Below are 25,231 nucleotides of genomic sequence, written 5' to 3'. Positions count from 1 at the left end.
TAAGTCGAGCCGCAGGGACCGGCCCCACACTTCCAGAGCGAAACAGCCCGCTTGTCAATCAGGATTTTCGTGAAGTACGCCCGCTCCCCTCAGGGCTGCACCAGCGGGATCTTGGTGCCAACGAACTGTCGCGCCTGCCGCACCTCACCGCAGAAGCGGAAAAGACGGGCCGGGCGACCGCCGGTACGCTCCTCGATTTCGCCCGTTTCTTCAACCAGTTGCTGCTGCATGATCAGGCGACGGAAATTCTGCTTGTGCACATGCACGCCCGAAAGGCTTTCCATCACGCGCTGGAGCTGAAGCAGGGTGAAGGCCTCGGGCATCAGTTCAAACACAACCGGGCGATAACGTATTCTTGCACGCAGCCGCGCCATGGCGGTTGCCAGAATGCGACGATGGTCATGATGCATGGACTGCCCCGGCACGGCGCGATCGGGCGCGCAGCCTGCCTCGGCCACCAGCCCCGCCTCGTACAGCAGCTCGTAGCGCTGGAGCACCAGTTCGTCATTCCAGGCCACCATGTCGCCAATGGCGAACAGGCTGACACAGCGCTGCCACTGCCGCACGCGCTCGGCGGCGTGGCCCATGCCCGCCACCCAGTGGCACAGCAGGCGCTCGATCAGGGCCAGGCTGGTGCGGCCCTCATCGCTCTTGCAATTTTCCCACGGGAAGTAGTCGTACCAGTCGCGCCACCCCGTCTCACCCGCGTGGCTGCGCGTGAGGGCAAGGTAGGAAATGGCGATCATCCGCCCCTGCGTGCTCGACAGGATGCGGTCATGATCGGCAAAGGTGTAGAGCTGCTCGACATGCCCGATGGGGTGGCCGGTCTGGCGCTCGACCCACGCCCTGACACCAGCCTGCAGCGAGCGATGCGTGCTTTCCAGCGGGCCGGAAGGCAACTGTCGCCCATGGTCGATGGTCATGACCTGGGGAATATCCCCCCGCACGGCCGTCAGGACAGCGATCAGCTCGATCATCATATGGGTTGTCATGGCGGGCAGGAACCTATCACGCCCCGGCCCGGTTTGGGGAGGGATTTTCCCGACCTCACCGCACGCGCGGGCAAATGGCGATGCGGATGGGCTGGTCACTGATGTGCGCCCGTATGGCGGTATGGCCATGCGCATCGCCATCGCTCTGCACGGGCAGGCCGGCGGGCGCGGCAATGGCGACCGTGGTGGCCCGCAGGATCGTTACATCCTTCTGGCGCGGCAGGGTACCGCGCAGCAGGGCCAGCCCGTAGCGCAGGGTTGCCCATGGCCCGGCCTTGCCAAACAGCACGACGGAGAACGCCTTTTCCCCCTGCACGGAAGCAGGCGCAAGCACATGCCGCCCTGCATACAGCGCGCCTTTAGAGATGATGGCGGACGAGGCTTCATGCACCGCGCCATCCACCTCCACGCGCAGAACCGGATAGCGGTAACGCCACAGCGCCCGCAGCACCGACACCACATAGGCCCCGCGGCCCACGGCCTGCTTCAGGCGCGGGGAGACGGTGTGGACCACATGCGCGTCAAACCCCACCCCCGCCATCTGCACGAAAAGCGACATGCCCTGCGCCGTGTGCAGCACGCCCGGCCACACGGTGGTGGTGGCGCCTGCGATAATGCTGCGCGCGAGCAGGTCCTCATCAAACGGCAGGTCGAGTTCACGCGCCAGCACGTTGGCCGTGCCAACGGGCAGCACCGCCAGCACCACATCCGAGCCCGCTAGCCCCCGCGCCACTTCGGCCACAGTGCCATCGCCGCCAGTAGCCACGATATGGCTGCACCCGCCGTGGCGCACCGCCGCGCGCGCCAGTGCGGTGGCATGACCCCGATCGCGCGTATGCACAACCTGCACTGCAACACCTGCGCGACGCAGCGCCCCGGCAAGGCGGGTGGCATGGTCCGTACGCCGCCGCCCCCGCCCTGCGGTGGGATTGACGATAATGGTAACGGATCGGAGCGCAGTCATGGTCATAACCTGTAGAACACCACCTGCCAGATGACTACCGGACCCATCCGGCTGGCCGTGCCCCGGGCGGGGCGGCTCAACGCCCCAACCTTAACTGCCGAAACCTTAACTGCTGGAAAACCAGCGCGTTATGACATCATGGCCCGACCCCGCTCCCCTTTACAGACGGTGTGGCTTCCTGTCCTAATGGTATGGATGAAAGTGAAACGATTACAGCCTTGCAGGCACGGCCACGCCTGTCGGGCATTGATATGGGCGGCCCTGGTTCCGGCAGGTTTCTGCGCCCAGACCTCTCGCCCCTCAGGCAGCAGGCACGATGGCAGGCAGCATGACTGAGGGCACGCCCCCCTGCCCCGCCCCACCTGCCTCCATGCTCAGGCAGCGCCACATCATCATGATTGCACTCGGCGGCGCGATCGGGGCCGGGCTGTTCGTGGGGAGCAGTGCGGCCATTGCTTCGGTCGGGCCTGCGGTGCTGCTGGGCTTTGTCGCGGTGGGCATGCTGGTCATGCTTGTCATGCGCATGCTGGGGGAAATGGTGATTGCAAGCCCCGGCAAGGGATCGTTCGTGGAATATATCCGCATTGCCCATGGCAATGGCGCTGCGTTTACCACGGGGTGGCTGTACTGGTTCTTCTGGCTGGTGGCGCTGGGCAGCGAGGCGATTGCGGGCGCGATATTGTTGCAGGACTGGATCAGGCTGCCGGTCTGGGTGCTGGCCACGGCGCTGATCGTGGTGCTGAACCTGGTCAACCGCATGGCGGTGCATATTTTTGGTGAATGCGAGTTCTGGCTCTCGCTCATCAAGGTGGCCAGCATCGTGGCCTTTGTGGTGGCGGGCGGGCTGTACGTAGCGCATGTTTTTGGCCCTGGCGTGCCGGTCATGCACAATGTAACGGGGCATGGCGGGATCTTTCCGCATGGTGCGCTGGGGGTGCTGTCCATCATCCCTACCCTCCTGTTCACCATGATCGGCTCGGAAATAGCAACCGTGGCAGCCGGTGAATCCGCCGAACCGGCCAGAAACGTGGCGCATGTAACCCGCAGCCTCGGCACGCGCATCATGCTGTTCTACAGCCTGTCCATCGCGCTGATCCTGATGATCGTGCCGTGGTGGACCATCATGCCAGGCCATTCGCCCTTTGTTGCGGCCATGCAGGCCATGGGCATTCCGGGGGCGGCGGCGTGCATGCGGGTAGTGGTGCTGACGGCGGTGCTGTCGTGCATGAACTCCAGCCTTTACATCACCTCGCGCATTCTGGCCGAGCTTTCCCGCCATGGCGATGCACCCGCCCTACTGCAACACCGCAACCGCCAGAACACGCCGGTCAATGCCATCATGGCCAATTCACTGGCTGGCGGCGTGGTGGCGTTTTCCTCCATCGTGGCACCGGGTACGGTGTTCTCCTTCCTGCTCAGTTGCAGTGGGGGCGTGATCCTGCTGGTCTATTCGCTGATCGTTACGGCCTATATGGTCACCCGCCGCGCGGCCACGCCCGCCATGCGGCAGGCGTGTTTCCGGCTGCCGTTCTTTCCCGTCATCAACATTGCAACGCTGGGGGGCGTGCTGGTCATTTTCGGGGCGATGCTGCTCAACCCCTCACAGCGCATGACGGCGCTGGCCAGTCTGGGCACGACGGTGTTTTTCGTGCTGATCCACGCCCTGCGCCGTAAACGGCAGGCGTAATTTCACGATGAAGTCGGCCGGGCCTGTGGCAGGATCCCGAACAGCATTTCCTTCGGGCGGCACGGGCGGGCCTGCGTGTCGGTCATGACCACGGGGCGGTTGAGCAGGATGGGGTGGGCTGCGATGGCATCAAGGATCTGCCCGTCACCCAGCGCGGGATTGTCGAGCCCGAGTTCGCCGTAGGGCGTGCCGCGCTCGCGCAGCAGGTCGCGCACCGGCACGACCAGTCTGCTGGCCAGCACATCGAGTTCAGCCCGTGTGGGCGGGGTCTTGAGGTATTCCACCACCACGGGTTCGATTCCGGCAGCCCGGATCAGGGCCAGCACGTTGCGCGAGGTGCCACAGGCACGATTATGGTACAGGGTTACGGTCATGGCATGCCTCACATGGCGCGAGAGGAACAGTAGGCTGGGCCTGAGCCCGGCCATGGTGGTCCACCATTTCCGCGCCGGCGTAAAGGGCCTGTTGTTCAGAAGGGAATTTCGTCCGGGTCGATCTGCGTTTGCGATGCAATGCGGTAGGCATCAATGAAATGCGCATCACGCGGAAAGTGGAACTGCCGCAGCGGGGGCAGCGGCGCGATTTCTTCCTCCGGCACGTCAACGGGCAGGATCAGACCTGCTTTGAGATTCTCCCTTGCCATATCAACCACAAACGGAATTTGCGCGCTGTTGATGATATTGGCCGTTGCAATGACATGCGGGCCCTTGAGCACGTAAGCATTATGCTGGCTGTCAAAGCACACGCTCAAACCGGCATCCATGTCGCGCACGGCCTTGCAGGCGGCCGCGCGGACATGCGCCATCTCCCGCGTAAAGCCCCCCCATGCCGCGCTCATGGCCTGCATGGAGGTAATGTGGTGGCGGATCAGGGTCCGTATCGGCGCGGCATCTGCCCACACCTCGATGCCGAAAGAAGGGAAGACGATGCACCCCTCTTTTTCAAACGCGATGAGGGTCGAACCACGCAGGGCCAGCTTCTGGCCTTTATACAGCAGCAGGTCAAAATCATCAGCAGCACCAGGGGGAAAGACCTGATCGACAAATGCGCTGATATCGGAAAAATCGTGACCCGAGGCCATTTCCAGCAGGAAATGCTCCCGGTCATCGCACCGGTAAAAGATGTTCTTTACAAGATCGTCCGTCATGTTTCCTGATCCCTGCGCGGCACGGGCCACCCGCCATGCGGGCGCCCTGGGCACCATCGCGGCGCATGGTGCATTCAGGCCGTGGTTCGGCTATATATCATGGCTTCATGTATCCGCATGCCTGCATGTGGCCGTTTCCAGCACAGGGTTGCCAGTGTGACAGATCCATCCCCTTCTTCCGCATCGCCGTCGGCGGAACTGCCCATCCATGTCGCGGCCCTCTATCATTTTACCCCGTTTGCGGATGTGGCCGCCGTGCGCGAGCGGCTGCTGGCCGCCTGCCATGAACTGGACATACGCGGCATATTGCTGGTGGCGCATGAAGGGATCAATGGCACCATCGCCGGGACGGATGCGGCGATTGACGCCATACTGGCCATTATCCGCACCCTGCCCGGCTGTGCCGGGCTTGAGGTAAAGTTCTCGCGCGCGCCCGCGCTGCCGTTTCACCGCATGAAGGTGCGCATCAAGCGCGAGATCGTGACCATGGGCGTCGACGGCCTCGACCCGCGGCGCGACGTGGGCCACTACGTGCCGCCCGAGGACTGGAACGCCCTGATTTCAGACCCCGACACCATCGTGATCGACACCCGCAATGATTATGAAGTGGCGATTGGCACCTTTCGCGGCGCAATTGATCCGCGCACGAAAACCTTCCGTGAATTTCCGCAATGGTTCCGTGAGCACCGGGCCGCGCTAGAGCACGAAGGCCGCACGCCAAAGATCGCCATGTTCTGCACTGGCGGCATCCGCTGCGAGAAAGCCACCGCCTTTGTGCGCGCCGAAGGGGTGGAGGACGTGTTCCACCTGCAGGGCGGCATCCTGAAATACCTTGAAACCGTGCCCGAGCCCCAGAGCCTGTGGGAGGGCGAATGCTTTGTGTTTGACCAGCGCGTCAGCGTAGGCCACGGACTGGCGCCGGGCACGTTCGACATCTGCCACGCCTGCCGCACGCCGCTCAGCACGGCCGACCGCCAGTCCCCCGATTACGAGGAAGGCGTGCGTTGCCCGCATTGCAGCACGGACCGCACCGAGGCCCAGCGCCAGCGCTATGCCGAGCGCGAACGCCAGATCCTGCTGGCCAGAAGCCGCGGCGCGCACCACATGGGTCTGCCCCTGCCGGTTGGCGCAACTGATGGCGCAGAAGCGCCAGAAGAAGTAGCTCCATCTGCACGGAAGCAGAAGGTCGTTTCAAAATAATGGCCCGCCATACAGGCCAATGCGCAGGAGGTGCGCAACATTTTCAAGAGATTATTTGAAAACAAGAACAGTTTCGGGATGTCGCCTATTTTTTAAAAGGTGGCATCTTCCGAAGCTGTTTGAAAAAAGCTTCACCAAAAATCTTTATGATTTAAGGGTATTATTGACCCTGTCTTTTCAAATACCCTCTCCAGAATCAAAAACACACCACAACCTGAATTTTCTTTTTCTCCGAACAGGACAGAAGGCAAGTTAATACAGACAGGAAAAATAGAGAAAAGATCATATTTAAATATTTTGATGATAAATTTAAAAAAGATTCTCAGCCCCGCAATAAAGAAAATCATTCTTATCCATAACTCTGCTGATATGACAGAAAGTTTATGCCATCTCTTTAAAAATTATGGTGGAGACTCGTTTAACGGTGGTTTGTACAGAAGTGTAAAGCCGGAAGACACCAAGACATGGTCAAAACGTGTTTGCCAGGCATTCCCCGATTACGAAAAAAACAATGATATGCTTTGGATATGATTGGCTCGGCAGGGTATTTGCGACCAAAAATCCGGAAAAAGGCGATCATATATTATTGTTTGAATCAGAAACGGGCGATGTATTCAACATTGAAGGCGATATTTTTTCATTCCACAATGACGAGCTGGTCAGATATGGCGATACTGCCCTGGCAGAAAATTTCTTCGCAGAATGGCAGGCAGCAACTGGTTTATCATTGAAATACAATGAATGCGTTTCCTATAAAATACCCCCATTCCTGAGCGGAAAGGATGAGATCGATAATTTATACGTAGAAGATATTGATGTTTTCTGGAATATTATCGGACAGATACTAAACAAGATACGTGGATGAAAAATACAAACTATTGGGCATCTGCGCGTAAATTGCATATCCATGTCCCGCATCGCATGGCGTTCACCGGGCTGGTGTTTTGCGGGGCACCTGATCATCCTGTCATGAGAATGGTTGTGTGTGGTAAAGCCTTTTTCACGAAGGCCGTAAGGCACGCTGCTTTAAAAAAACAGACAATGTGCGAAAACTTTTTATACAATAAGTTGGTTTTAAACAGCTTTTTATCGGGAGCACAGACTGGTTGAACGCTGAGACCGAACCCTCACGCCCCTCTTCTCCCCGGCCCCGAATGCACCAGCCATGGTCCGCGCGGCTCAGGCGGCGCTTTGGCGTGTACGCCCATGTGCCGCGCATGTTCCGCCAGATCTGGCGGTGCAGCCCGGCGCTGACGGTGTCCAGCATCTGCCTGCGGCTGGTGCAGGCCATCCAGCCGCCGCTGGCGCTATATCTGGGCAAGCTGATTGTTGATGAGGTCATCCGCCTTGGCGGCCATGCCATGCCCACGGGTTCACTGGCTCACTGGGCGCTGCATGGCCCGGCCACGCGGCTGGAAATCTGGATCGCGCTGGAATTCGCGCTCATCATCCTGTCCGACCTGACATCACGCGCCATCTCGCTGGTCGATGGGCTGCTCAATGAACGCTACATCAATGCCGTCAGCCTTGCGCTGATGGAACATTCCGCAACGCTCGACCTGCAGCAGTTCGAATCAAGCGCGTTGCAGGACCTGCTCGAGCGCGCTCGCCGCCAGGCCTCAGGGCGCAACAACCTGCTGGTGCAGCTGTTCAACATTGCCCAGACCACGGTCACGGCGCTGATGCTGGCGGCAGGCGTGCTGACGTTCGCGCCATGGCTGGTGATGGTGCTGATCGTAGCCCTGCTGCCCGCTGCTGCGGGGGAAGCGCATTTCAATGCCGAGGGCTACCGCCTGATCCGCGCCAAGACAGCCGAGCGCCGCGAGATGGAATATCTGCGCCATGTCGGCTCCAGCGCGGAACATGCCAAGGAACTCAAGCTGTTTGGCCTTGGCGGCTTTCTGGTCGGGCGCTTCAGCAAGGCTGCGGCAGCCGTGCTGGAACAGAACCGCAGGCTGGCGCTGCGCCGGTTTGCCTGGAGCGGAGCGTTCGCCGCCATCGGCTCGGTGGCGTATTATGGCGTCTATATCGTAATCGTGTGGGATACGGTGAACGGGCGCTTCTCGGTGGGTGACCTGACCTTTCTGTCAGGGTCGTTCCTGCGGCTGCACGGGCTGCTGTCAAGCCTGCTGCTGGGGGTCACGCAAACAGCCAGCCAGGCGCAGTATCTTGATGATTTCTTTGCGTTTCTTGACCTGCGCCCGGCCATTCTCTCGCCACCTGTCTCCTGCCCCTTCCCCTCGCCCATCCGGCAGGGCATCCGCTTCGAGAATGTGGGCTTTCGCTATCCCGGCACGGACAGGTGGGCCATCCGTGGCCTCGACCTGCATATCGGCGCGGGCGAGACGGTGGCGCTGGTCGGTGAGAACGGAGCAGGCAAGACCACCATCGTAAAATTACTCACCCGGCTTTATGAGCCCGATGAAGGGCAGATCACGGTTGATGGCGTGAGCCTGCGCGACATGGACCTTGCCGACCTGCGCGCCCATATCGGTGTCATTTTTCAGGATTTCATCCGCTACAGCCTGACCGCATCGGAAAACATTGCCGTCGGCCGGATCGAAGCGCTTGATGACACCGCGCGCATTACCGCTGCCGCCCATGAGGGGCTGGCCGATGGCGTGATGGCCAAGCTGCCCATGGGGCTTGACCAGCCTTTGGGCAAGCGGGTGGCCAAGGGGCGCGAACTGTCAGGTGGCGAGTGGCAGAAAATCGCCATATCCCGCGCCTATATGCGCGATGCCGACCTGCTGATCCTTGATGAGCCGACCTCCGCCCTTGATGCCCGGGCCGAGACGGATGTGTTCGAGCGCCTGCGCGCGCTGCGCCAGGGCAAGGCGGCGCTGGTCATTTCGCACCGTTTCTCCACCGTACGCACGGCAGACCGCATCGTGGTGCTCGAGCACGGGCGCGTGCTCGAAGCGGGCACGCATGAACAGCTCCTGGCACACGGCGGGCGCTATGCGGAACTGTTTGAATTACAGGCGGCGGGCTACCAGTAGCACCCGCCGCCCGCGGCCTACTTGGTGGTGTAACCGCCATTGACCAGAATGGTCTGGCCGGTCATCCACCACCCTTCCGATACGATGAAACGGATATAGGGGGCTATATCCTCGATCTCGGTCAGGCCGGTCCGGCTGAAGGGGGAAAGCGCTGCGGCCGACTTATGGTATGCCACGGCCTCGGGCGCTTCCTGCCCATAAAAGAAAGGCGTATCCATCGGGCCCGGCCCGATCGCGTTGACCGAAATGCCACGCGCGCCATATTCCTTCGAGGCCGCGCGGGTAAAGTGCTCTACTGCCGCCTTTGAGCCCGCATAGGTGGAATAGAACGGCGTATACGCGCCAAGCAGCGAAGTCACGAGGGTCAGCAGCCTGCCGTTGTCGTTCAGGTGGATGCCCGCTTCCTTGATGAAGAAATACGCAACCCGCGTATTGACCGCGAACATGGCATCGAACTCGGCCTCGGTGGTCTCGGCAATCGGCTTCTTGAGCACCTGGCCCACGGTGTTGATGGCAATGTCGGGGCGGCCGATGGCGGCTACCGTATCGGCAAACAGCTTGGCCACCGCGCCATTTGCGGTCAGGTCGGCCTGAAAGGCCACGGCCTTTACGCCTGCCGCCTGCAGCGCCGCCAGTGTTTTCTCGGCCTCGGGTTTCGTGGCCGCGCTGTGGTAGTGAATGGCAATGGCCTTTGCGCCATGGGCTGCAAGATCATGCGCCACAAGCGCACCAAGGTTCTTGGCCCCGCCTGCAATGAGAACCGTCTTACCCTTGATCGTGTGATCTACCATATCGAGCCTCCGTTCATGCGTGGCAAGCGCGCGTGGCGCTTTTGCTTCGTGCACAGTATCAGCCAGGATCGCGATATAAAGTTCCCTTTTCTGACAACACCTGTCAGAAATAACGAACAAACACCCAATACATGCCGGGGTTGCCGTGGATCGTATCGACCTGTTCCGTATTTTCACCCGTGTGGTGGAAACCACAAGCTTCACCCGGGCGGCCGATACGCTCAACATGCCGCGCTCCTCGGTATCAGCCGCCATACAGGAACTGGAGAACCGGCTGGGCACAAGGCTGCTGGCCCGCACCACCCGCTCCGTCACCCCCACGCCTGATGGCACCGCGTTCTATGAACACTGCGTGAGGCTGGTCATGGATGTGGAGGAAGCCGAAACCCTGTTCCGCAAGGACCGCACCGCGCCACGTGGCCGGCTGCGCGTAAACCTGCCCGGGCGCATCGGGCGGCTGATCGTGGCCCCTGCCCTGCCCGCCTTCCTGCGCGACTACCCCGATATCGACATCGAGCTTGGCGTAAGCGACCGCACCGTGAACCTGATCGAGGACGGGATCGACTGCGTGCTGCGCGTCGGCCCGCTGGCGGACTCCGCACTGATTGCGCGGCAACTGGGTGAACTGCCGCTCATCAACGTGGCCAGCCCCGCCTATCTGGCGCGCAGGGGCATGCCCCGCACGCCCGCCGACCTGCCGCAGCACGAGGCCGTGCGCTATGCCTCGCCCGCCACCGGCCGGGTGGAGGCATGGGAATGGAGGGCGGACGGCACGGTGCACAGCCTGCACATGTCGGGCCGGGTTACGGTCAACAGCGCCGAAGCCCTCGTGGCCTGCGGCCTGGCCGGGCTGGGGCTGATACAGGTGCCCGCCTATGACGTGCGCCATCATATTGAAGCGGGCGAACTGATTGAGGTGCTGCCCCGGTGGCGACCCGAACCCATGCCTATGGCGCTGCTCTACCCGCACCGCCGCCATCTGTCACGCCGGGTGCAGGTGTTTGCCGACTGGCTTGCAACACGACTTGCGGCGGCAATGACCAATCAGCCTGATGAGGCGGATTGATAAGGTAAAGACTTTACCAGAACCTTCTATGACCAGGTTGTGTTGACAAAGGATCTGGATTCAAAGCCTTGCGGCGGCGAAAGTGGACATGCACGATATTCCACTTGCCATAGCACTCTCAAAGCCAGAAACGTCATCGACTTTCTGGGGCAAGGGCACATGCTCCCTGATCCTCCTACATGCCGCAAGAGTTTGGATCATATCCTTTGTCAAAACCAACCTAGCCACCTTCTGCCCGTTGCCTGGACCGACCCGCAAAACGCAGCCACAGCCAGCCCGACAGCGCAGCGATAAGGGAGCCTGCGAATATACCCAGCTTCGCTGTCTCCACCAGGGCAGGGTCCGTAAAGGCAAGGCCGACAATGAACAGGCTGATGGTAAAGCCAATGCCACATAAGAGCGAAAGCCCGAACAGCATGTAAAGCGAGGTCGCCTCCGGCAGGCTTGCTACCCCCAGCCTGCGCGCCAGCACGCTTGCGCCAAAAACGCCCACGGGCTTGCCCACCACCAGCCCCAGCATGACCCCGAGCGGCACAGGAGCCAGCAGCAGGCCCATATGCGCCCCCGCAAGCGAGACCCCGACATTAAGGAACCCAAACAGCGGCAGCACCACCCATGTCACAACCGCATTCAGGCCCGGTCGTACCAACGGGGCGGGCAGGCACGCCCCGATCGCCACACCTGCAAGCGTTGGCTGCACGCCCGCGCGCACGCACAGACCCCATAACAGCACGCCACCCAGCCCATAAACGCCGGTATAGCCCACCCCGCAACGCCGGGCGGCAATCAGCCCGACCAGCACCATGCTGGCCCCTGCCAGCGCGGGCCAGCAGGGTGCGGAACCGTAAAAAACCGCGATCACCACGATGCCGAGCAGATCATCAAACACGGCCAGCGCCATCAGCCACACCCGTGCCGCAGGGGCCACGCGCGCGCCAAGCAGCAGGATGATGGGTAGGGTAAAGGCGGCATCGGTTGCAATCGGTATGGCCCACCCCTGCGCCGCATCCGCCGCGCCACGGGTTATGAGAATGTAAGCAAGAGCGGGCACCACCATGCCGCCCAGCGCGCCAATCAGCGGCAGGGCGACCTTGCGGGATGATGAAAGATGGCCATCGCTGATTTCCTGCCTGATTTCGAGGATGATGGTCATGAAAAACAGCGCCATCAGCCCATCGGACACCCAGGCGGTCAAAGTGCGTGGCCCCTGCGCGCCCAGAATGGAAACGCCAAGCGGCCATTGCGCCACCGCCCCATAGGCCCCGGCCCAAGGCGAGTTGGCCAGCCCGAACCCCAGCACGGATGCCAGCAGCAACACGCAGGCACCCCCTGAGGGCGAACGCCAGAAAGCCCGTAGGCGCGGGAGCAGGAAAGCGGTCGGAACAGTCATCGCGCTGTCATTGCACCCGAATGCCGCCGCGTTGCAATAAGTTGCCCTGCCGCAAGGGCATGCAGCCAGAGGCGTAACCACGGAACAGACGGACCAGCATGCAAAAGTTTTTGGTGAAGCCTGTTGTCAAAACACCTCGAAAACCGTAGGAGCCGGGTGAAAAATCTGGCTCAGATCAGGGCTCCTTCCGCCGTCATCTGCTGCAGGTCGAGTTCATGTTCAAGCTGGTGCAGCACGGCGTCATGGATCTCGCCACTGCGGTGCAGGCGCAGCAGTTCGGCACGGCCCGCTTTTATGGTAGCCAGCAGGGCGCGGTAATGGGCATCCTGCCGCCCCTGCAGGGCCTGCTGCTCATGGCTGAAACGCTCGGCCAGCTCCGCGCGGTAGGCATATTGCTCAAGCAGGCGGTCATGTACAAGCTGCCCCTGCGCATCATAGGCCAGATGTTGCATGACGCGCTCCTGCACGCGGGCGATCAGGGCACGCGCCTGCGATACCGACAGGTAATGCCGCTGCCCCTGCGCCTGTCCGCGCGCGCCCTCCGTCATGCGGATCAGCCAGCCAATGGTGGTGCCCTGCCCCAGCACGGTTGCCAGAATGACCACAAAGGTCGCGATCTGCATGATGTCACGCTCAGGCATGCCCGCGGGCAGCGCCAGCACGATGGCCAGGCTGACCACCCCACGCATGCCGCACCACCCCATGACCACAACATAGGTCATGAACCCCCGTACGCCCGGCCGCCGTGATGGCGGCACGCAGGCGATGCGCAGCCCCTCGGTCAGGGCCATCCACACAAAGCGCGATATCATGACCGCCAGCACAATGCCCATGACCGGGCCAAACACATCCTGCGCCACCCAGCCCGTGCCCCTGTGGCGCAGCACAATGGCGTGCAGCGCCATGCCGATCAGCACGAAAACGAGGGATTCGAGCAGGAACACCAGCACCTCCCACACTGCCGCCCAGCGCAGGCGTTCATCGGCGCTGAACACGTCATGCTGCCGCCACCCCAGCACCAGACCGGCCACGACCGTGGTAATCACCCCCGACGCCCCCAGCCACTCCCCCCCGATATAAGCCACCCACGGCAGCAGCAGCGTCATGGTAATGCTCAGGATCCGGTCGCGCACCCGGCGCAGCAGCCTGATCCACAACCAGCCCAGACCGCCGCCCAGCACCAGACCGCCCATGGCCAGCCATGCGAAGGTGATGGTGGCATGAACAAGGCTGAACGAGCCGGTCAGCACCGCAACGGTGGCAAAGCGGTAGATGACGAGGCTCGCCGCGTCATCCAGCAGGCTTTCGCCTTCCAGCAGCGTCGTGATCCGCTCGGGCAGCACCACGTGCTTGAGCACGGCCTTGGCCGCCACCGCATCGGGCGGGGCGACAATGGCGCCCAGCACGAAACACCCCGCCCACGGCATGGAGGGAATAAGCCAGTGCGCGGCCAGCCCCACGGCAAAGGTGGTAAAGGCCACGCCCCCCACCGCAAGCTGCAGAATACCAAACAGGTGCAGGCGAAACGCATGCCAGACGGAAAAATACGCCCCCGCCAGCAAAAGCGGCGGCAGGAACACGATCAGCACGAGATCAGGATCGATTTCAAGCACCGGCAGGCCGGGGGCGAGCGCAATGGCAATGCCACCCAGCACGAGAGCGGCGGCAGGTGGCAGGCGCATCTTGCGCGCGGCAAGTTCCAGCCCGACGATGAGCACGATCAGCATGAGGATATACTCAAAGCGCGCTACATTGGACATGAACATCATACCTGTCTCAGCCGGGCCTGCCCCCTTAACGCACAAGCGATGCCATCGGTATCTGACAAAATATTCATGGCCATGAACGGAAATAATTCATGTCTTTTTGGTGTCGTGCCACACCAGCCAACCAATCATGACGGCATGAATGAAATAAAATACCACCACCACCATGAAACGGCGCCGCGTGCCGCCCGTTCATGTCATGCAGGCCGCCCTTTTCATCCGCGGCCCCTGCACCACACAGACAATCATCTTTACATGTGCCCACCCGCTCCAGACAAAGGAGGACAGTCGATGGATGCATCCCGCACCCGCCCGGATACCCCCGGAGCCACGGCAAAAAACCCATTCCTCACGCCGCCGCCCACACGGCCCGAAACGCCACCGGCGCAAGCCAGGCCCTGTCTGCTGCACCGTCTCGCCAATCCGGCGCAGCAGCCAAGGAAAAGCCTTTTCCGCAAATAAAAACACGGCGGCGCGTGGCGGTTCTGTTCCACGCGCCCGGCTGGAGCATGACATGAACGCCACCACACGCCCCTCTCAACCCGGTGGTGCGTTGCGCTCCTGGCTGGCGCGCCTGCCCCGATGGACTACCCGGCCAGCATGGCAGGAAGATATCACGCCGATCAGAAGCGAGATTTTTGGCCCCGAACGGCTCGAAGCCCATGCCAGGAGCCTGGCCACGGCCCAGGCCATAACCCCTGACCCGCGTGGATACGGGCAGCCCCTGTCACGCAGGCTGGCGCAGAACAGCGCCTTCCTGCGTGCGGCCGATATCCGTATTACCGAGGCCATACAGGCGGGCAGGCAACTGACCCCCGCCGCCCAGTGGCTGGCCGACAACTACGCCCTGATCGACATGCAGATCCGCGAGACGGACATCGATCTGCCGCCGGGTTACTATGCGCGCCTGCCCAAGCTCGCCAACGGGCCGTTTGCGGGCCTGCCGCGCGTGTTTGGCGTAACGTGGGCGCTCGTGGCGCACACCGACAGCAATATCCAGCCCGCCATGCTCTATGCCTACCTGCTGGCCTACCAGAGCGTGACGCCACTGAACATTGGTGAACTCTGGGCCGTATCCATCACGCTGCGCATCGTGCTGATCGAGAACCTGCGCCGGGTTACGAGCGCCATCATGGCCAACAATGCCAGCAGGCGCGAAGCCGATGCCCTGGCCGACCGGCTTGCGGCCTGCCGGCAGGACACGCCCGCCGCCCTGTCCGCCCTGCTCGCCTCGGTGGCGCCACACACGCTCACCCATGCCTTTACCGCCCAGCTTGCCCACCGCTCGCGCGGGCTGGACCCGGAAAAAGACCCGGCCCTGATCTGGCTAACCCAGCGCCTGGCCGACCGGGGCACCACCATGGATAACGCGGTGCGTGATGACCTGCTTGAGCAGGGCGCGTTCAACGCCACCATCCGCAACATCATTACCAGCCTGCGCATGATCGCGGGGTTTGACTGGACCGAAGCCTTCGAGCGGGTGTGCCTCGTCAACCGGGTGTTCGGGGCATATGACAGCTTCACCAGGGCCGATTTTGCCAGCCGCGACCTCTATCGCAAGGCCATAGAGGAACTCGCGCGTGGCAGCGAGCTGAGCGAAATCGCCGTAGCCGAACGCGCGGTGGCCCTGGCCCGGCAGGCCGAGGTCACCACCCCCGATGATCCCCGCCGCGCCGACCCCGGCTACTACCTGCTCATGGCGGGAAGGGTGCAGCTTGAGAACGCCATCGGTTTCCGCCCCCCCGTAAAACTCACGCTGGTCAGGGCATTCTGCGCGCGCGGCATTACGGCCTACAGCGCTGTCGTCACCGCGCTGACGCTGCTGTTCCTCGCCCTGCCGCTATGGTTGTGCGATGCCGCGATGGGGGGGGCTTCATGGCTGCTGGCGGCCCTTGCCTTCGTGCCCGCATCCGAGGCGGCGGTGGCATGCGTGAACCGCCTGGCGCTTGAGGTCATACAGGCCACCTCCCTGCCGGGGCTGGAGTTCAGGGAAGGGATTCCACACACGCAACGCAGCATGGTGGTGGTGCCTGCCCTGCTCACCACGCCCGCGACCGTGGCTGCCCTGCTGGCGCGCATCGAGGTGCATTACCTTGCCACGCGTGATGATGAAGTGCACTTCGCCCTCCTGACCGACTGGCCCGACAGCCCCAGCCAGGACATGCCTGATGACCAGCCCCTGCTGGCGGCGGCGCTGGCGGGGGTGGAAAAACTCAACCACAAATATGGCGTTGCCCCCGGTGGAACGCGCTTTTTCGTGCTGCACCGCAGGCGGGTGTGGGTGGAGAGCGAGCAGGTGTGGATGGGCTGGGAGCGCAAGCGCGGCAAGCTGCATGAACTCAACCGCCTGCTGCGCGGCGCGGCCGACACCACCTTCATGCCAGCCGCTGCTGCCCTGCCACAGGCCATAAAATACGTCATCACGCTCGATGCCGACACGCGCCTGCCGCTTGAAACCGTGCGCCGCCTGATCGGCAAGATCGCCCACCCGCTCAATGCCCCGCGCTTCGACCCCGTATCGGGCCGGGTGCATGAAGGCTACGCCATCCTCCAGCCCCGGGTCACGCCTGCCCTGCCGGTCGGCCACCACAGCACGCTGTTCCAGCGCATATATGCCAGCGCCAGCGGCATAGACGCCTATTCCGCCGCCGTGTCCGATCTGTACCAGGACATGTTTGGCGAGGGATCATACGCAGGCAAGGGCATATACGACATTGATGCCTTCGAGGCGGCCCTTGCACGGCGCGTGCCGGAGTCCACGCTGCTCAGCCATGACCTGTTCGAGGGCATTTTTGCCCGCGCGGGGCTGGTATCGGACATTGAAGTGGTGGAGGATTTTCCCACCGACTACCTCGTCGCCGCCCAGCGCCTGCATCGCTGGACGCGGGGCGACTGGCAGCTTCTGCCATGGGTCCTGTCGGGGGCGGGCCATACGCCACGCAGCCATGTCTCGGGCATCGCGCGGTGGAAGATGCTCGACAACCTGCGCCGCACGCTCAGCATGCCGCTGGCGCTTGCGGCGCTGGCGGGGGCGTGGTTCCTGCCTTTGCACGTGGCCCTTGTGTGGACCGCCTTCATGCTGCTGGCCCTTGCGCTGCCCGCCTTCCTGCCCGTGCTGGCCGATCTGGCACCCCGGCGGGAATGGATCACGCTGCGCAGCTATTTCAGCGTGCTCGGCGCTGCCAGCGCCGAAGCCGGGATAATGACCTTCCTCAACATCACCTTCCTTTCCCATCAGGCGTGGCTCATGGCCGATGCGATCGGGCGCACGCTGGTGCGCGTGTTCGTTACAAGGCGGCACATGCTGCAATGGGTGCCAGCCGACCAGCTGACCGACCGCATGAACTCCGGCCTTGCGGGGTATTACGGGCATATGCTGTCCGGGCCGGTGCTGGCGGGTGGCATTACGTGTGGCATCAGCCTGTGGGCGCCGTGGAGCCTGTTCGTGTGCGTGCCGGTGGCGGTCCTGTGGGGGCTTTCGCCCGCCATCGCCATGTGGGCCAGCCGCACGCCGGTCATTGCCGCGCGCTCACGCCCCTCGCGCACCGATATCCGCGCCCTGCGCATGACGGCGCGGCGCACATGGCGCTTTTTCGAAACCTATGTCACCCCCGCCGACAACATGCTGCCACCCGACAATTTTCAGGAAGACCCGACCCCGTTCCTGGCACGCCGCACCTCGCCCACCAATATCGGCCTCTATCTTCTGTGCACCATCAGCGCGCGTGATTTTGGCTGGACCGGACTGGCTGATACCGTGGCCCGGCTGGAGGCGACCTTCGCCACGCTGGCCCGCATGGCGCGCTACCGGGGACATTTTTACAACTGGTACGCAACCGATGACCTGCGCCCGCTTGATCCTGCCTATGTCTCGAGCGTGGATAGCGGCAACATGGCCGGTCATCTCATTGCGCTGGCCAGCGCGTGCCAGCGCTGGGCTGAACGCGGGCCGGAAACCGACCCGTGGCGCGCGGGCATGACCGATGCGCTCAACATCGCCATGGCCGACCTCACCTTCAGCAATGGCGCGCGCCGCAATCATACCGCACCCGAGCGGCAGCTGCTGCGCCTGCTCACGGGGCTGAAAAACGCGGTCCTGTCCGACACCGCCCCCCGCTCGGAGGCGGAACTCGCCCGCCTGCGCCGCCAGGCGGCGGCGGCGGTCGATCATGCTGGCGTGCTGTACAGCAACCTGCCCGATACAGCACCCGACATCGCAACCGACCTGCTGTTCTGGATTGCAGCCCCCCTGCGCGCGCTCGAGAGCCACCAGCGCGACCTTGACCCCGGCCTGCACGCAACCCTTGGCCCGCGCCTTGCCGCCATTGCGCAGGCAGCGCGGCACATGGCGCAGGAGATGGATTTCAAATTCCTGTGCGACCCGACGCGCAAGCTGCTCTCGATCGGCTACCTCGTGGCGGAGGACATGCAGGATACCAACTGCTACGACCTTCTGGCCTCCGAAGCGCGGCTGGCGGTGTTTTTCGCCATCGCCAAGGGCGACATGCCCGCGCAGGACTGGTTCCGCCTTGGCCGCTCCATCACCCCGGTAGGCAACGGGGCGGCGCTGGTTTCGTGGTCGGGGTCGATGTTTGAATATCTCATGCCCTCGCTGGTCATGCGCGCGCCCATGGGCAGCCTGCTCGAGCAGACCAATACGCTGATCGTGCAGCGCCAGATCACCTACGGGCAGGCACGCGGCCTGCCGTGGGGCATATCGGAATCCGCCTATAACGTGCGCGACCTGGAATATACCTACCAGTATTCCAACTTCGGCGTGCCAGGGCTGGGGCTCAAGCGCGGGCTGGGGCTCGACCGGGTCGTGGCGCCCTATGCCACGGCGCTCGCCGCCATGGTCGACCCGCAAAAGGCGGTGGCCAATCTGTACGTGCTGGAAAAAACCGGCGCGCTGGGCCGGTACGGCTTTTATGAATCACTCGATTACACGCCCGGCCGCGTGCCTGACCGCAGCCCTGTCGCGATCATAAGGGCCTATATGGCGCACCATCAGGGCATGTCGATCCTGGCCGTGGCCGATACGCTCATGGGGGGCATCATGCGCGCGCGCTTTCATGCTGATCCGCTCATGGCCTCGGCCGAACTGCTGCTGCACGAACGCGCCCCGCGCAAGGGAGCCGTGGCCCGCCCCCTGCCGCTCGAAGATGACAGCAAGACCCCCGCCCCACCCGTCACGACACCCGCGGGCCGTTACCTTGACCGGGCCGACACGGTGCAGCCGGTCACCCATCTGCTTTCCAACGGGCGCTACACGGTCATGCTCACGGCGGCGGGGTCAGGCTACAGCCGCTGGCTGGGCCACGCCATAACGCGCTGGCGCGAGGACATGACGCGTGATGAATACGGCCAGTACATCTACCTGCGCGACCGCAACACGGGCCGGGTATGGTCCGCCACCATGCAGCCCTGCGCCGCACGGCCGGATGAATATGGCGTGGCCTTTCATGAAGACCGCGCCGAGTTCGCCCGCCGTGACGGCAACCTGACCACGACGCTGGAAATACTCGTCTCCGCCGAGGATGACGCCGAAGCCCGCCAGCTTTCGCTCTACAACGCAGGCAGCGAGACGATGGAGCTCGAGATTACCAGCTACAGCGAACTGGCCCTGCTGGGGCAGGATGCCGATCTGGCGCACCCGGCCTTCACCAAGCTGTTCGTGCAGACCGAATACCTGCCTGAAGCCCGCGCGCTGATCGCCACCCGCCGCAGGCGCGCGCCCGATGAAGACGGGATATGGGTAGCGCATATGGCGGTATGTGACAGCGCGATCGAGGTGGAAACCGACCGCGCCCGCTTTATCGGCCGCCGCCATGATGTGCATGACCCCGTGGCCCTGAACCCGCACGCGCGGCTGTCGGGTGCGACCGGCACGGTGCTGGACCCCGCCTTCGCCATCCGCACCACGCTCTCCATCCGCCCCGGCGCCATGGCGCGCATCACGTTATGGACCATGGCCGCCCCCACCCGCGCCGCCCTGCTGGACATGATCGACACCCATCAGGACGCCACGGCCTTCGAACGCGTGCGCACGCTTGCATGGACGCAGGCGCAGGTGCAGTTGCGTCATCTCGACATCAGCCCCGCCACGGCGGACCTGTTCCAGCGCCTTGCCGCCCATATCCTTTACGCGGGCCCGGCCCTGCGTGCCGATGCCACGACCATTGCCCGCGGCGCCGGGCCGCAGCCGCTGATCTGGGCGCAGGGCATTTCAGGCGATCTGCCGTTGCTCGTGCTGCGCATAAAGGCGGCGGATGACACGGCTCTGGTGCGCCTCGTGCTCGTGGCGCAGGAATATCTGCGCCTCAAGCAGGTGGCGGCGGATCTTGTCATCCTCAACGAACATCCGTCCTCCTACATGCAGGACCTGCAGGTGACGCTCGACCAGATGGTGCATGCTACGCCGCGCATGGCCAGCACGGCAGGTTCGGTGCGTGTACTGCGCGCCGATCTCGTAACACCCGTGGTGCTGGACCTGATCCTTTCGATCGCGCGCGTGGTGCTGGTGGCGGGCCAGGGGCTGGCCGAACAGCTTGACCAGGCTGAATCCATGCTGGCACGCCCCATGCCGCCCGTGCCCTCCGCGCCGCGCCAGCCCGCCACGGCCTTTGGCGCGCCACCGGTGCCAGAACTCGAATTCTTCAACGGACATGGCGGCTTTGCCGAGAACGGGCGCGAATACGTGATCGTGCTTGGCCCCGGCCAGACCACGCCCGCGCCGTGGGTCAACATCATCACCAACGAGACATTCGGCTTTCAGGTCACGGCGGAAGGCAGCGGCCATACATGGTCGGGCAACAGCCGCGAGCACCAGCTCACGCCGTGGTCGAACGACCCGGTCAGCGACCATGCGGGGGAGATCATCTATCTGCGCGACGAGAACAGCGGCACGCTATGGTGCCCTTCCGCCGCGACACGGCGCGACGCGGCGGCAACCTACGTCACCCGCCACGGGCGCGGCTATACACGCCAGGACCGCGTGGCCCACGGCATTGCCAGCACGCTTTTGCAGTATGTGCCGCCCGCTGACGCGGTCAAGATAACGCGCATACAGCTACGCAACCTGTCGGCCCAGCCGCGCACCCTGTCGGTTACGGCCTATGTGGAATGGGTGCTTGGCCCCGCGCGCAGCAAGGCTGCCCCCTTCATCCTGACCGAACGTGATGACGAGACCGGCGCCCTGTTCGCGCGCAACCGCTGGCAGGCGGAATATGCCGGGCGGGTCGCGTTTGCCGATATGGGCGGCTATCTGAGTGCGCGTTCGGGTGACCGCACCGCCTTCATCGGTCGCAACGGCACGCTGGAAAACCCCGCCGCCTTCGCCCGCCCCAACGGCGTGCAGGGCCGCACCGGCGCAGGGCTTGACCCATGCGGCGTGGTGCAGACCATGGTCACCCTGCCGCCGGGTGGCCGTGTCGAGATTGTCTTCCTGCTGGGCGAAGGGGAAAACGAGGCGGATGCCCGCCGCCTCATCACCCACTACCGCACGGCCGACCTTGACCACGTGCTTGAAGCCGCAACCAGCCAGTGGGATCAGGTGACCGGGTCCATACAGGTCAGCACGCCCGACCGCGCGCTCGACATCATGCTCAATGGCTGGCTGCTTTACCAGACCCTGGCCAGCCGGGTCTGGGCGCGGGCTGGCTTCTACCAGGCCAGCGGGGCCTATGGTTTTCGCGATCAGCTGCAGGATGGCATGGCGCTGGCGCTGTGCCGCCCCGCGGCCGTGCGCGCCCATCTTTTGCGCGCGGCCAGCCGCCAGTTCGTGGAAGGCGACGTGCAACACTGGTGGCTGCCGCTGACCGGCGCGGGCGTGCGCACCCATATCTCCGATGACCGGGCATGGCTTGCCTATACGGTAGCGCATTATGTCAGCACAACCGGCGACGGGGGCGTGCTTGACGAGATCATCCCCTTCCTTGAGGGACCGCCTTTGCCGCTGGAGGAACATGACCGCTTCATGGTCCCGACGGTTTCATCACAAAGCGCCCCCCTGTTCGAGCACTGCGCCCGCGCGCTCGATCATGCGCTGGCCACGGGTGCCCATGGCCTGCCGCTGATGGGCACGGGTGACTGGAATGATGGCATGAACCGCGTGGGCGAGCACGGCAGGGGCGAGAGCGTGTGGCTGGGCTGGTTCCTGCACGCGGCCCTGGCCGCCTTCATTCCGCTGGCGCGCGCGCGGGGCGAAAACGCGCGCGCGCAGACATGGGAGGCCCACATGCAGGCCCTTGCCACGGCGCTCGAGGCCACATGGGATGGCGACTGGTACCTGCGCGCCTATTTTGATGACGGCACGCCTCTGGGCTCACACGCCAGCGCGGAATGCCAGATCGATGCGATATCGCAGTCATGGTCGGTGCTGTCCGGCGTGGGCGCGCCCGACCGGGTGGCCCATGCCATGCGCTCGGTGCGCGCGCGGCTGGTGCGCGCCGATGACGGGCTGGTGCTGGTGCTCGCCCCGCCCTTTGACACCATTGGCCCTGATCCGGGCTATATCCGTGGCTACCCGCCCGGCATACGCGAAAATGGCGGCCAGTACACCCATGCCGCCCTGTGGACCGTCATGGCCTTCGCAGCCCTGGGCGATGGGGCGCAGGCGCATGCCCTGCTGCACATCATCAACCCCATAAACCACAGCCTGACCACCGAGGCCGCCGGGCGGTACCGGCTGGAGCCGTATGTTGTCGCAGCCGACATCTATTCCCGCCCGCCGCATGTGGGAAGGGGCGGCTGGTCGTGGTACACCGGATCGGCCGGATGGATGCAACGCGTGGGCGTGGAAACCCTGCTTGGCCTGCGCGTGCTGGGCACGACGCTGGTTGTCAATCCGTGCATTCCGCCCGGGTGGCCCGAATTCACGGCGCGGCTACGCTGGCGCACCGCCACCTACGCCATAACGGTCAGCAACCCCGAGCATGTGAGCGCGGGCGTGCGCCATGTCGTGCTTGATGGCACGCCCCTGCCCGCCACCGATGCGATCGGGATGGTGGATGATGGCGCAACCCATATCGTAACCGTGACACTCGGGCCACCAGCGCAGGCCGTTGCCTGATGGATGAAGCCGGTTTCAGATCCGGCTTCATCACTTATTAATTTACCGCCACCCGCGCAAAAGGCCCGAACCATCCCGCCCGTGTGCCGTTGACTGACTGACAGCAGGAAAAGACGCGGTTTTTACTGCTGCCTTTCCATAAAGGACAGGAATCATGTCTTACCTTACGCATCAGCGCGCGCGTGGCGGCGAAGCTCCTTCAGCCCCCGTGGATGAAGGCCATGCCGCCCCGAAGGCTGAAGGGCACGGCAAGCCCCGCAAGGGCGAGGACGAGCCGGAATCCAGCCTCGACAATGATGAACGGGTCGAAGCCACCAGCCACAAGGGCACGCAGCAGAACTGCGCCGAAGGCTGCAACGAGCACGCCCGCCCCGAAGACCGGCACGACACGACCCCCACCAAAAAGCCCTGAGGGCACAACCGGGCAATCCACCCGGTATTCATGCCCGTATTCAGACCACGCGGAAGTATTCACACGACAGGCAGGCGCATAATGCAACCTTTTCCTGGCGTGATGCCTTTAATACGTGGGTCATCCCCCAAATGAAAGAAAATACAACCATGAAAAAGATCCTGCATTCCACCTTGCTTGCAGCCGTCGTGGCCAGTGTACCCGCCCTGGCCGTAGCCCAGTCCGACATGGGCGGCGGGGAATCCCCCACGGCCAATTCAGCGGCCTCGCAGGTGGGCCGCAATCCGCCCTCGGCCACCTCCACAAACGGCCAGCGTGTCGAACCGTCGGACAAGCTGTGGAACAACCCGCGCACCGTGGGCGAACAGCCTGGCACGCAGCCGCCTGACAATAATGATCCCTCAGGCAGCGCCACCCCGCATGGCCACAGCCATACCCATCCCGGCTCCGAGGGGCGCAGCAGCCGAGGCGGGAACAAGACACCCTCCCCAGCCGATAGCGGCGAACAGTAAGCCCCGCAGCCGCACGGAGCCCGTGCCCGAAACCGCGCCGCTCCGTGCCTTATGTGAGAACAGGCATGTACTACCCCTGTGGCCAGCCACCCATGCCCCCGCCGGGCCCACCCCCGCCATTGCGTGACCCGCCGCCAGCAGGGCCGGGTGGCCCCGACCCGTTTGACGACCCGCCACCCCCGCCGCCACCACTCCAGAACAAGGACGCATGACCATGCACAACAGTCCCGACCCCAAGGAAGAAAAGCAGCCCACCCCCGCCGAGGAACACGAAGACGAGGGCCGCGACGAAGCGCTTGACGAGAGCTTTCCCGCCAGCGACCCGCCCGCGCAGGGGCGCACCACCGGACCGCGCTCACAACCGCATAATACGAAGTAAACCGTCATTCTCATTCGGGATGACGGTACCCGTTAAAAAGGCGCTGCTTTTTTTTCGAAGCTTTTAAACGACAGGCAACCCATCTGCCTGCCACACCCTTTCGGGGCGGGAACGCGTGACCATCCCGCTCTTTGCGGGCGCGGTTCATGCCAATGCAGGCACCGGCCCGCAGCAATACTTTATTTTACAGCAGACGGAGAACAGCCATGGCCATCCATGCATCCGGCGCGATGTCAGATTCATCCACACACGCTGCCAGCCCGCAGGCTCGTGTTGCCCACGGCACGCTGGCCGGGCGCACCATCGCCTTTCTGGCCACCAATGGCGTGGAGGATGTGGAACTGAGCGAACCGGCGGCGGCCCTGCGCGCGGCCGGAGCCCACACGATGCTGGTCGCCCCCGAAGCCGGTGAAATCCAGGCCATGAAGGCCGATGTAAACCCCACCCGGCGGCTGCATGTGGACATGCCGCTCAACGAGGCCAGGGCGGATGATTTTGACGGCCTTGTCCTGCCCGGTGGCACGACCAGCCCCGACCACCTGCGCATGGACGCGCAGGCCGTAAGCTTCGTGCGGGCATTCGTGCAGGCGGGCAAGCCCATTGCCGCCATCTGCCACGGCGCATGGACGCTGATCAACGCCGGGGGCGTGCGCGGGCACACGCTCACCTCATGGCCCTCGCTGCGCGTGGACCTGACCAATGCAGGCGCGCACTGGGTGGACCGCGAGGTGGTGAGCGATGGCACACTGGTCACTTCGCGCAATCCGCATGACCTCAAGGCGTTCTGTCCGGCCATCATCGCCCTGTTTGCCAAAGCGCCCCACCGCGCCACGCAGTAAAGGGAGAGGCGCGA

Annotated in this window: 18 protein-coding genes; 11 read left to right on the top strand and 7 right to left on the bottom strand. The window is 63.6% G+C overall.

The window, feature by feature from the left end:
- Nucleotides 1-89: 89 nt before the first annotated feature.
- Nucleotides 90-980 (bottom strand): NUDIX hydrolase, encoded by an 891-nt coding sequence (locus CDI09_RS03755; protein ID WP_078523567.1) that lies wholly within the window; start codon nucleotides 978-980, stop codon nucleotides 90-92.
- A 67-nt stretch (nucleotides 981-1,047) separates the two neighbouring features.
- Nucleotides 1,048-1,956 (bottom strand): diacylglycerol/lipid kinase family protein, encoded by a 909-nt coding sequence (locus CDI09_RS03750; protein ID WP_236944539.1) that lies wholly within the window; start codon nucleotides 1,954-1,956, stop codon nucleotides 1,048-1,050.
- Between the two features lie 328 nt (nucleotides 1,957-2,284).
- Here CDI09_RS03750 and CDI09_RS03745 point away from each other — a divergent pair, with 328 nt between their 5' ends.
- Complete coding sequence (locus CDI09_RS03745) at nucleotides 2,285-3,643, top strand: amino acid permease (RefSeq protein ID WP_078527520.1); 1,359 nt, start codon at nucleotides 2,285-2,287, stop codon at nucleotides 3,641-3,643.
- A 2-nt stretch (nucleotides 3,644-3,645) separates the two neighbouring features.
- Here CDI09_RS03745 and arsC read toward each other — a convergent pair whose 3' ends face one another.
- Both arsC and CDI09_RS03735 read right to left on the bottom strand, forming a co-directional pair.
- The gene (arsC, locus tag CDI09_RS03740; RefSeq protein WP_078527518.1) at nucleotides 3,646-4,017 is read right to left on the bottom strand and encodes an arsenate reductase (glutaredoxin); all 372 of its coding nucleotides are present in this window, start codon (nucleotides 4,015-4,017) and stop codon (nucleotides 3,646-3,648) included.
- Nucleotides 4,018-4,112: 95 nt separating this feature from the next.
- Entirely contained in the window at nucleotides 4,113-4,790 is a 678-nt protein-coding gene (locus CDI09_RS03735; RefSeq protein ID WP_146220798.1) for a hypothetical protein, read from the bottom strand.
- Between the two features lie 117 nt (nucleotides 4,791-4,907).
- Here CDI09_RS03735 and trhO point away from each other — a divergent pair, with 117 nt between their 5' ends.
- The 4 genes from trhO (at nucleotide 4,908) to CDI09_RS03720 (ending at nucleotide 8,992) form a co-directional block, all read left to right on the top strand.
- Nucleotides 4,908-5,990, top strand: a complete 1,083-nt coding sequence (trhO, locus tag CDI09_RS03730) for an oxygen-dependent tRNA uridine(34) hydroxylase TrhO (protein WP_078523564.1) — start codon at nucleotides 4,908-4,910, stop codon at nucleotides 5,988-5,990.
- Between the two features lie 475 nt (nucleotides 5,991-6,465).
- Nucleotides 6,466-6,855, top strand: a complete 390-nt coding sequence (locus CDI09_RS03725) for a T6SS immunity protein Tdi1 domain-containing protein (protein WP_146220797.1) — start codon at nucleotides 6,466-6,468, stop codon at nucleotides 6,853-6,855.
- Nucleotides 6,852-7,100 carry a hypothetical protein gene (locus tag CDI09_RS17515; protein ID WP_146220796.1) on the top strand — a complete coding sequence of 83 codons (249 nt, stop codon included), beginning with the start codon at nucleotides 6,852-6,854 and terminating at the stop codon, nucleotides 7,098-7,100. Before CDI09_RS03725 ends, CDI09_RS17515 begins: the two co-directional genes overlap by 4 nt.
- Nucleotides 7,097-8,992 (top strand): ABC transporter ATP-binding protein, encoded by a 1,896-nt coding sequence (locus CDI09_RS03720; protein WP_249025080.1) that lies wholly within the window; start codon nucleotides 7,097-7,099, stop codon nucleotides 8,990-8,992. The genes CDI09_RS17515 and CDI09_RS03720 overlap by 4 nt, the downstream gene beginning before the upstream one ends.
- A gap of 17 nt (nucleotides 8,993-9,009) precedes the next feature.
- Here the strand turns inward: CDI09_RS03720 and CDI09_RS03715 are convergent, their stop codons facing one another.
- Nucleotides 9,010-9,783: an SDR family oxidoreductase gene (locus CDI09_RS03715; protein ID WP_078523561.1), complete on the bottom strand. Its 774-nt coding sequence runs from the start codon at nucleotides 9,781-9,783 to the stop codon at nucleotides 9,010-9,012.
- Nucleotides 9,784-9,928: 145 nt separating this feature from the next.
- On the opposite strand from CDI09_RS03715, the gene CDI09_RS03710 reads away from it, so the two are divergent.
- A complete protein-coding gene (locus CDI09_RS03710) occupies nucleotides 9,929-10,849 on the top strand; it encodes a LysR family transcriptional regulator (protein WP_078523560.1) in 921 nt (306 codons plus the stop codon).
- A 220-nt stretch (nucleotides 10,850-11,069) separates the two neighbouring features.
- Here the strand turns inward: CDI09_RS03710 and nhaA are convergent, their stop codons facing one another.
- Together nhaA and CDI09_RS03700 are read right to left on the bottom strand one after the other, a co-directional pair.
- A complete protein-coding gene (gene nhaA / locus CDI09_RS03705; RefSeq protein WP_078523559.1) occupies nucleotides 11,070-12,239 on the bottom strand; it encodes a Na+/H+ antiporter NhaA in 1,170 nt (389 codons plus the stop codon).
- A gap of 170 nt (nucleotides 12,240-12,409) precedes the next feature.
- A complete protein-coding gene (locus CDI09_RS03700; RefSeq protein WP_078527516.1) occupies nucleotides 12,410-13,999 on the bottom strand; it encodes a cation:proton antiporter in 1,590 nt (529 codons plus the stop codon).
- Between the two features lie 520 nt (nucleotides 14,000-14,519).
- Between CDI09_RS03700 and CDI09_RS03695 the strand changes: the two genes are divergently transcribed.
- The 5 genes from CDI09_RS03695 to CDI09_RS03680 all read left to right on the top strand — a co-directional run bounded on the left by CDI09_RS03695 (nucleotide 14,520) and on the right by CDI09_RS03680 (nucleotide 25,217).
- The gene (locus CDI09_RS03695; RefSeq protein ID WP_078523558.1) at nucleotides 14,520-23,075 is read left to right on the top strand and encodes a GH36-type glycosyl hydrolase domain-containing protein; all 8,556 of its coding nucleotides are present in this window, start codon (nucleotides 14,520-14,522) and stop codon (nucleotides 23,073-23,075) included.
- Nucleotides 23,076-23,229: 154 nt separating this feature from the next.
- Entirely contained in the window at nucleotides 23,230-23,487 is a 258-nt protein-coding gene (locus CDI09_RS03690) for a hypothetical protein (protein WP_078523557.1), read from the top strand.
- Nucleotides 23,488-23,636: 149 nt separating this feature from the next.
- Nucleotides 23,637-23,999: a hypothetical protein gene (locus CDI09_RS03685; protein WP_236944538.1), complete on the top strand. Its 363-nt coding sequence runs from the start codon at nucleotides 23,637-23,639 to the stop codon at nucleotides 23,997-23,999.
- A gap of 214 nt (nucleotides 24,000-24,213) precedes the next feature.
- Nucleotides 24,214-24,378 (top strand): hypothetical protein, encoded by a 165-nt coding sequence (locus CDI09_RS18045; protein WP_167370134.1) that lies wholly within the window; start codon nucleotides 24,214-24,216, stop codon nucleotides 24,376-24,378.
- Nucleotides 24,379-24,584: 206 nt separating this feature from the next.
- On the top strand, nucleotides 24,585-25,217 hold the full coding sequence (locus tag CDI09_RS03680) for a type 1 glutamine amidotransferase domain-containing protein (protein WP_078523555.1): 633 nt from the start codon (nucleotides 24,585-24,587) through the stop codon (nucleotides 25,215-25,217).
- The last annotated feature ends 14 nt before the right edge of the window (nucleotides 25,218-25,231 follow it).

Origin of the sequence: Komagataeibacter nataicola (genome assembly GCF_003207795.1) — a bacterium.
GTDB lineage: Bacteria > Pseudomonadota > Alphaproteobacteria > Acetobacterales > Acetobacteraceae > Komagataeibacter > Komagataeibacter nataicola.
This window is presented reverse-complemented; position numbering and strand designations above follow the sequence as displayed.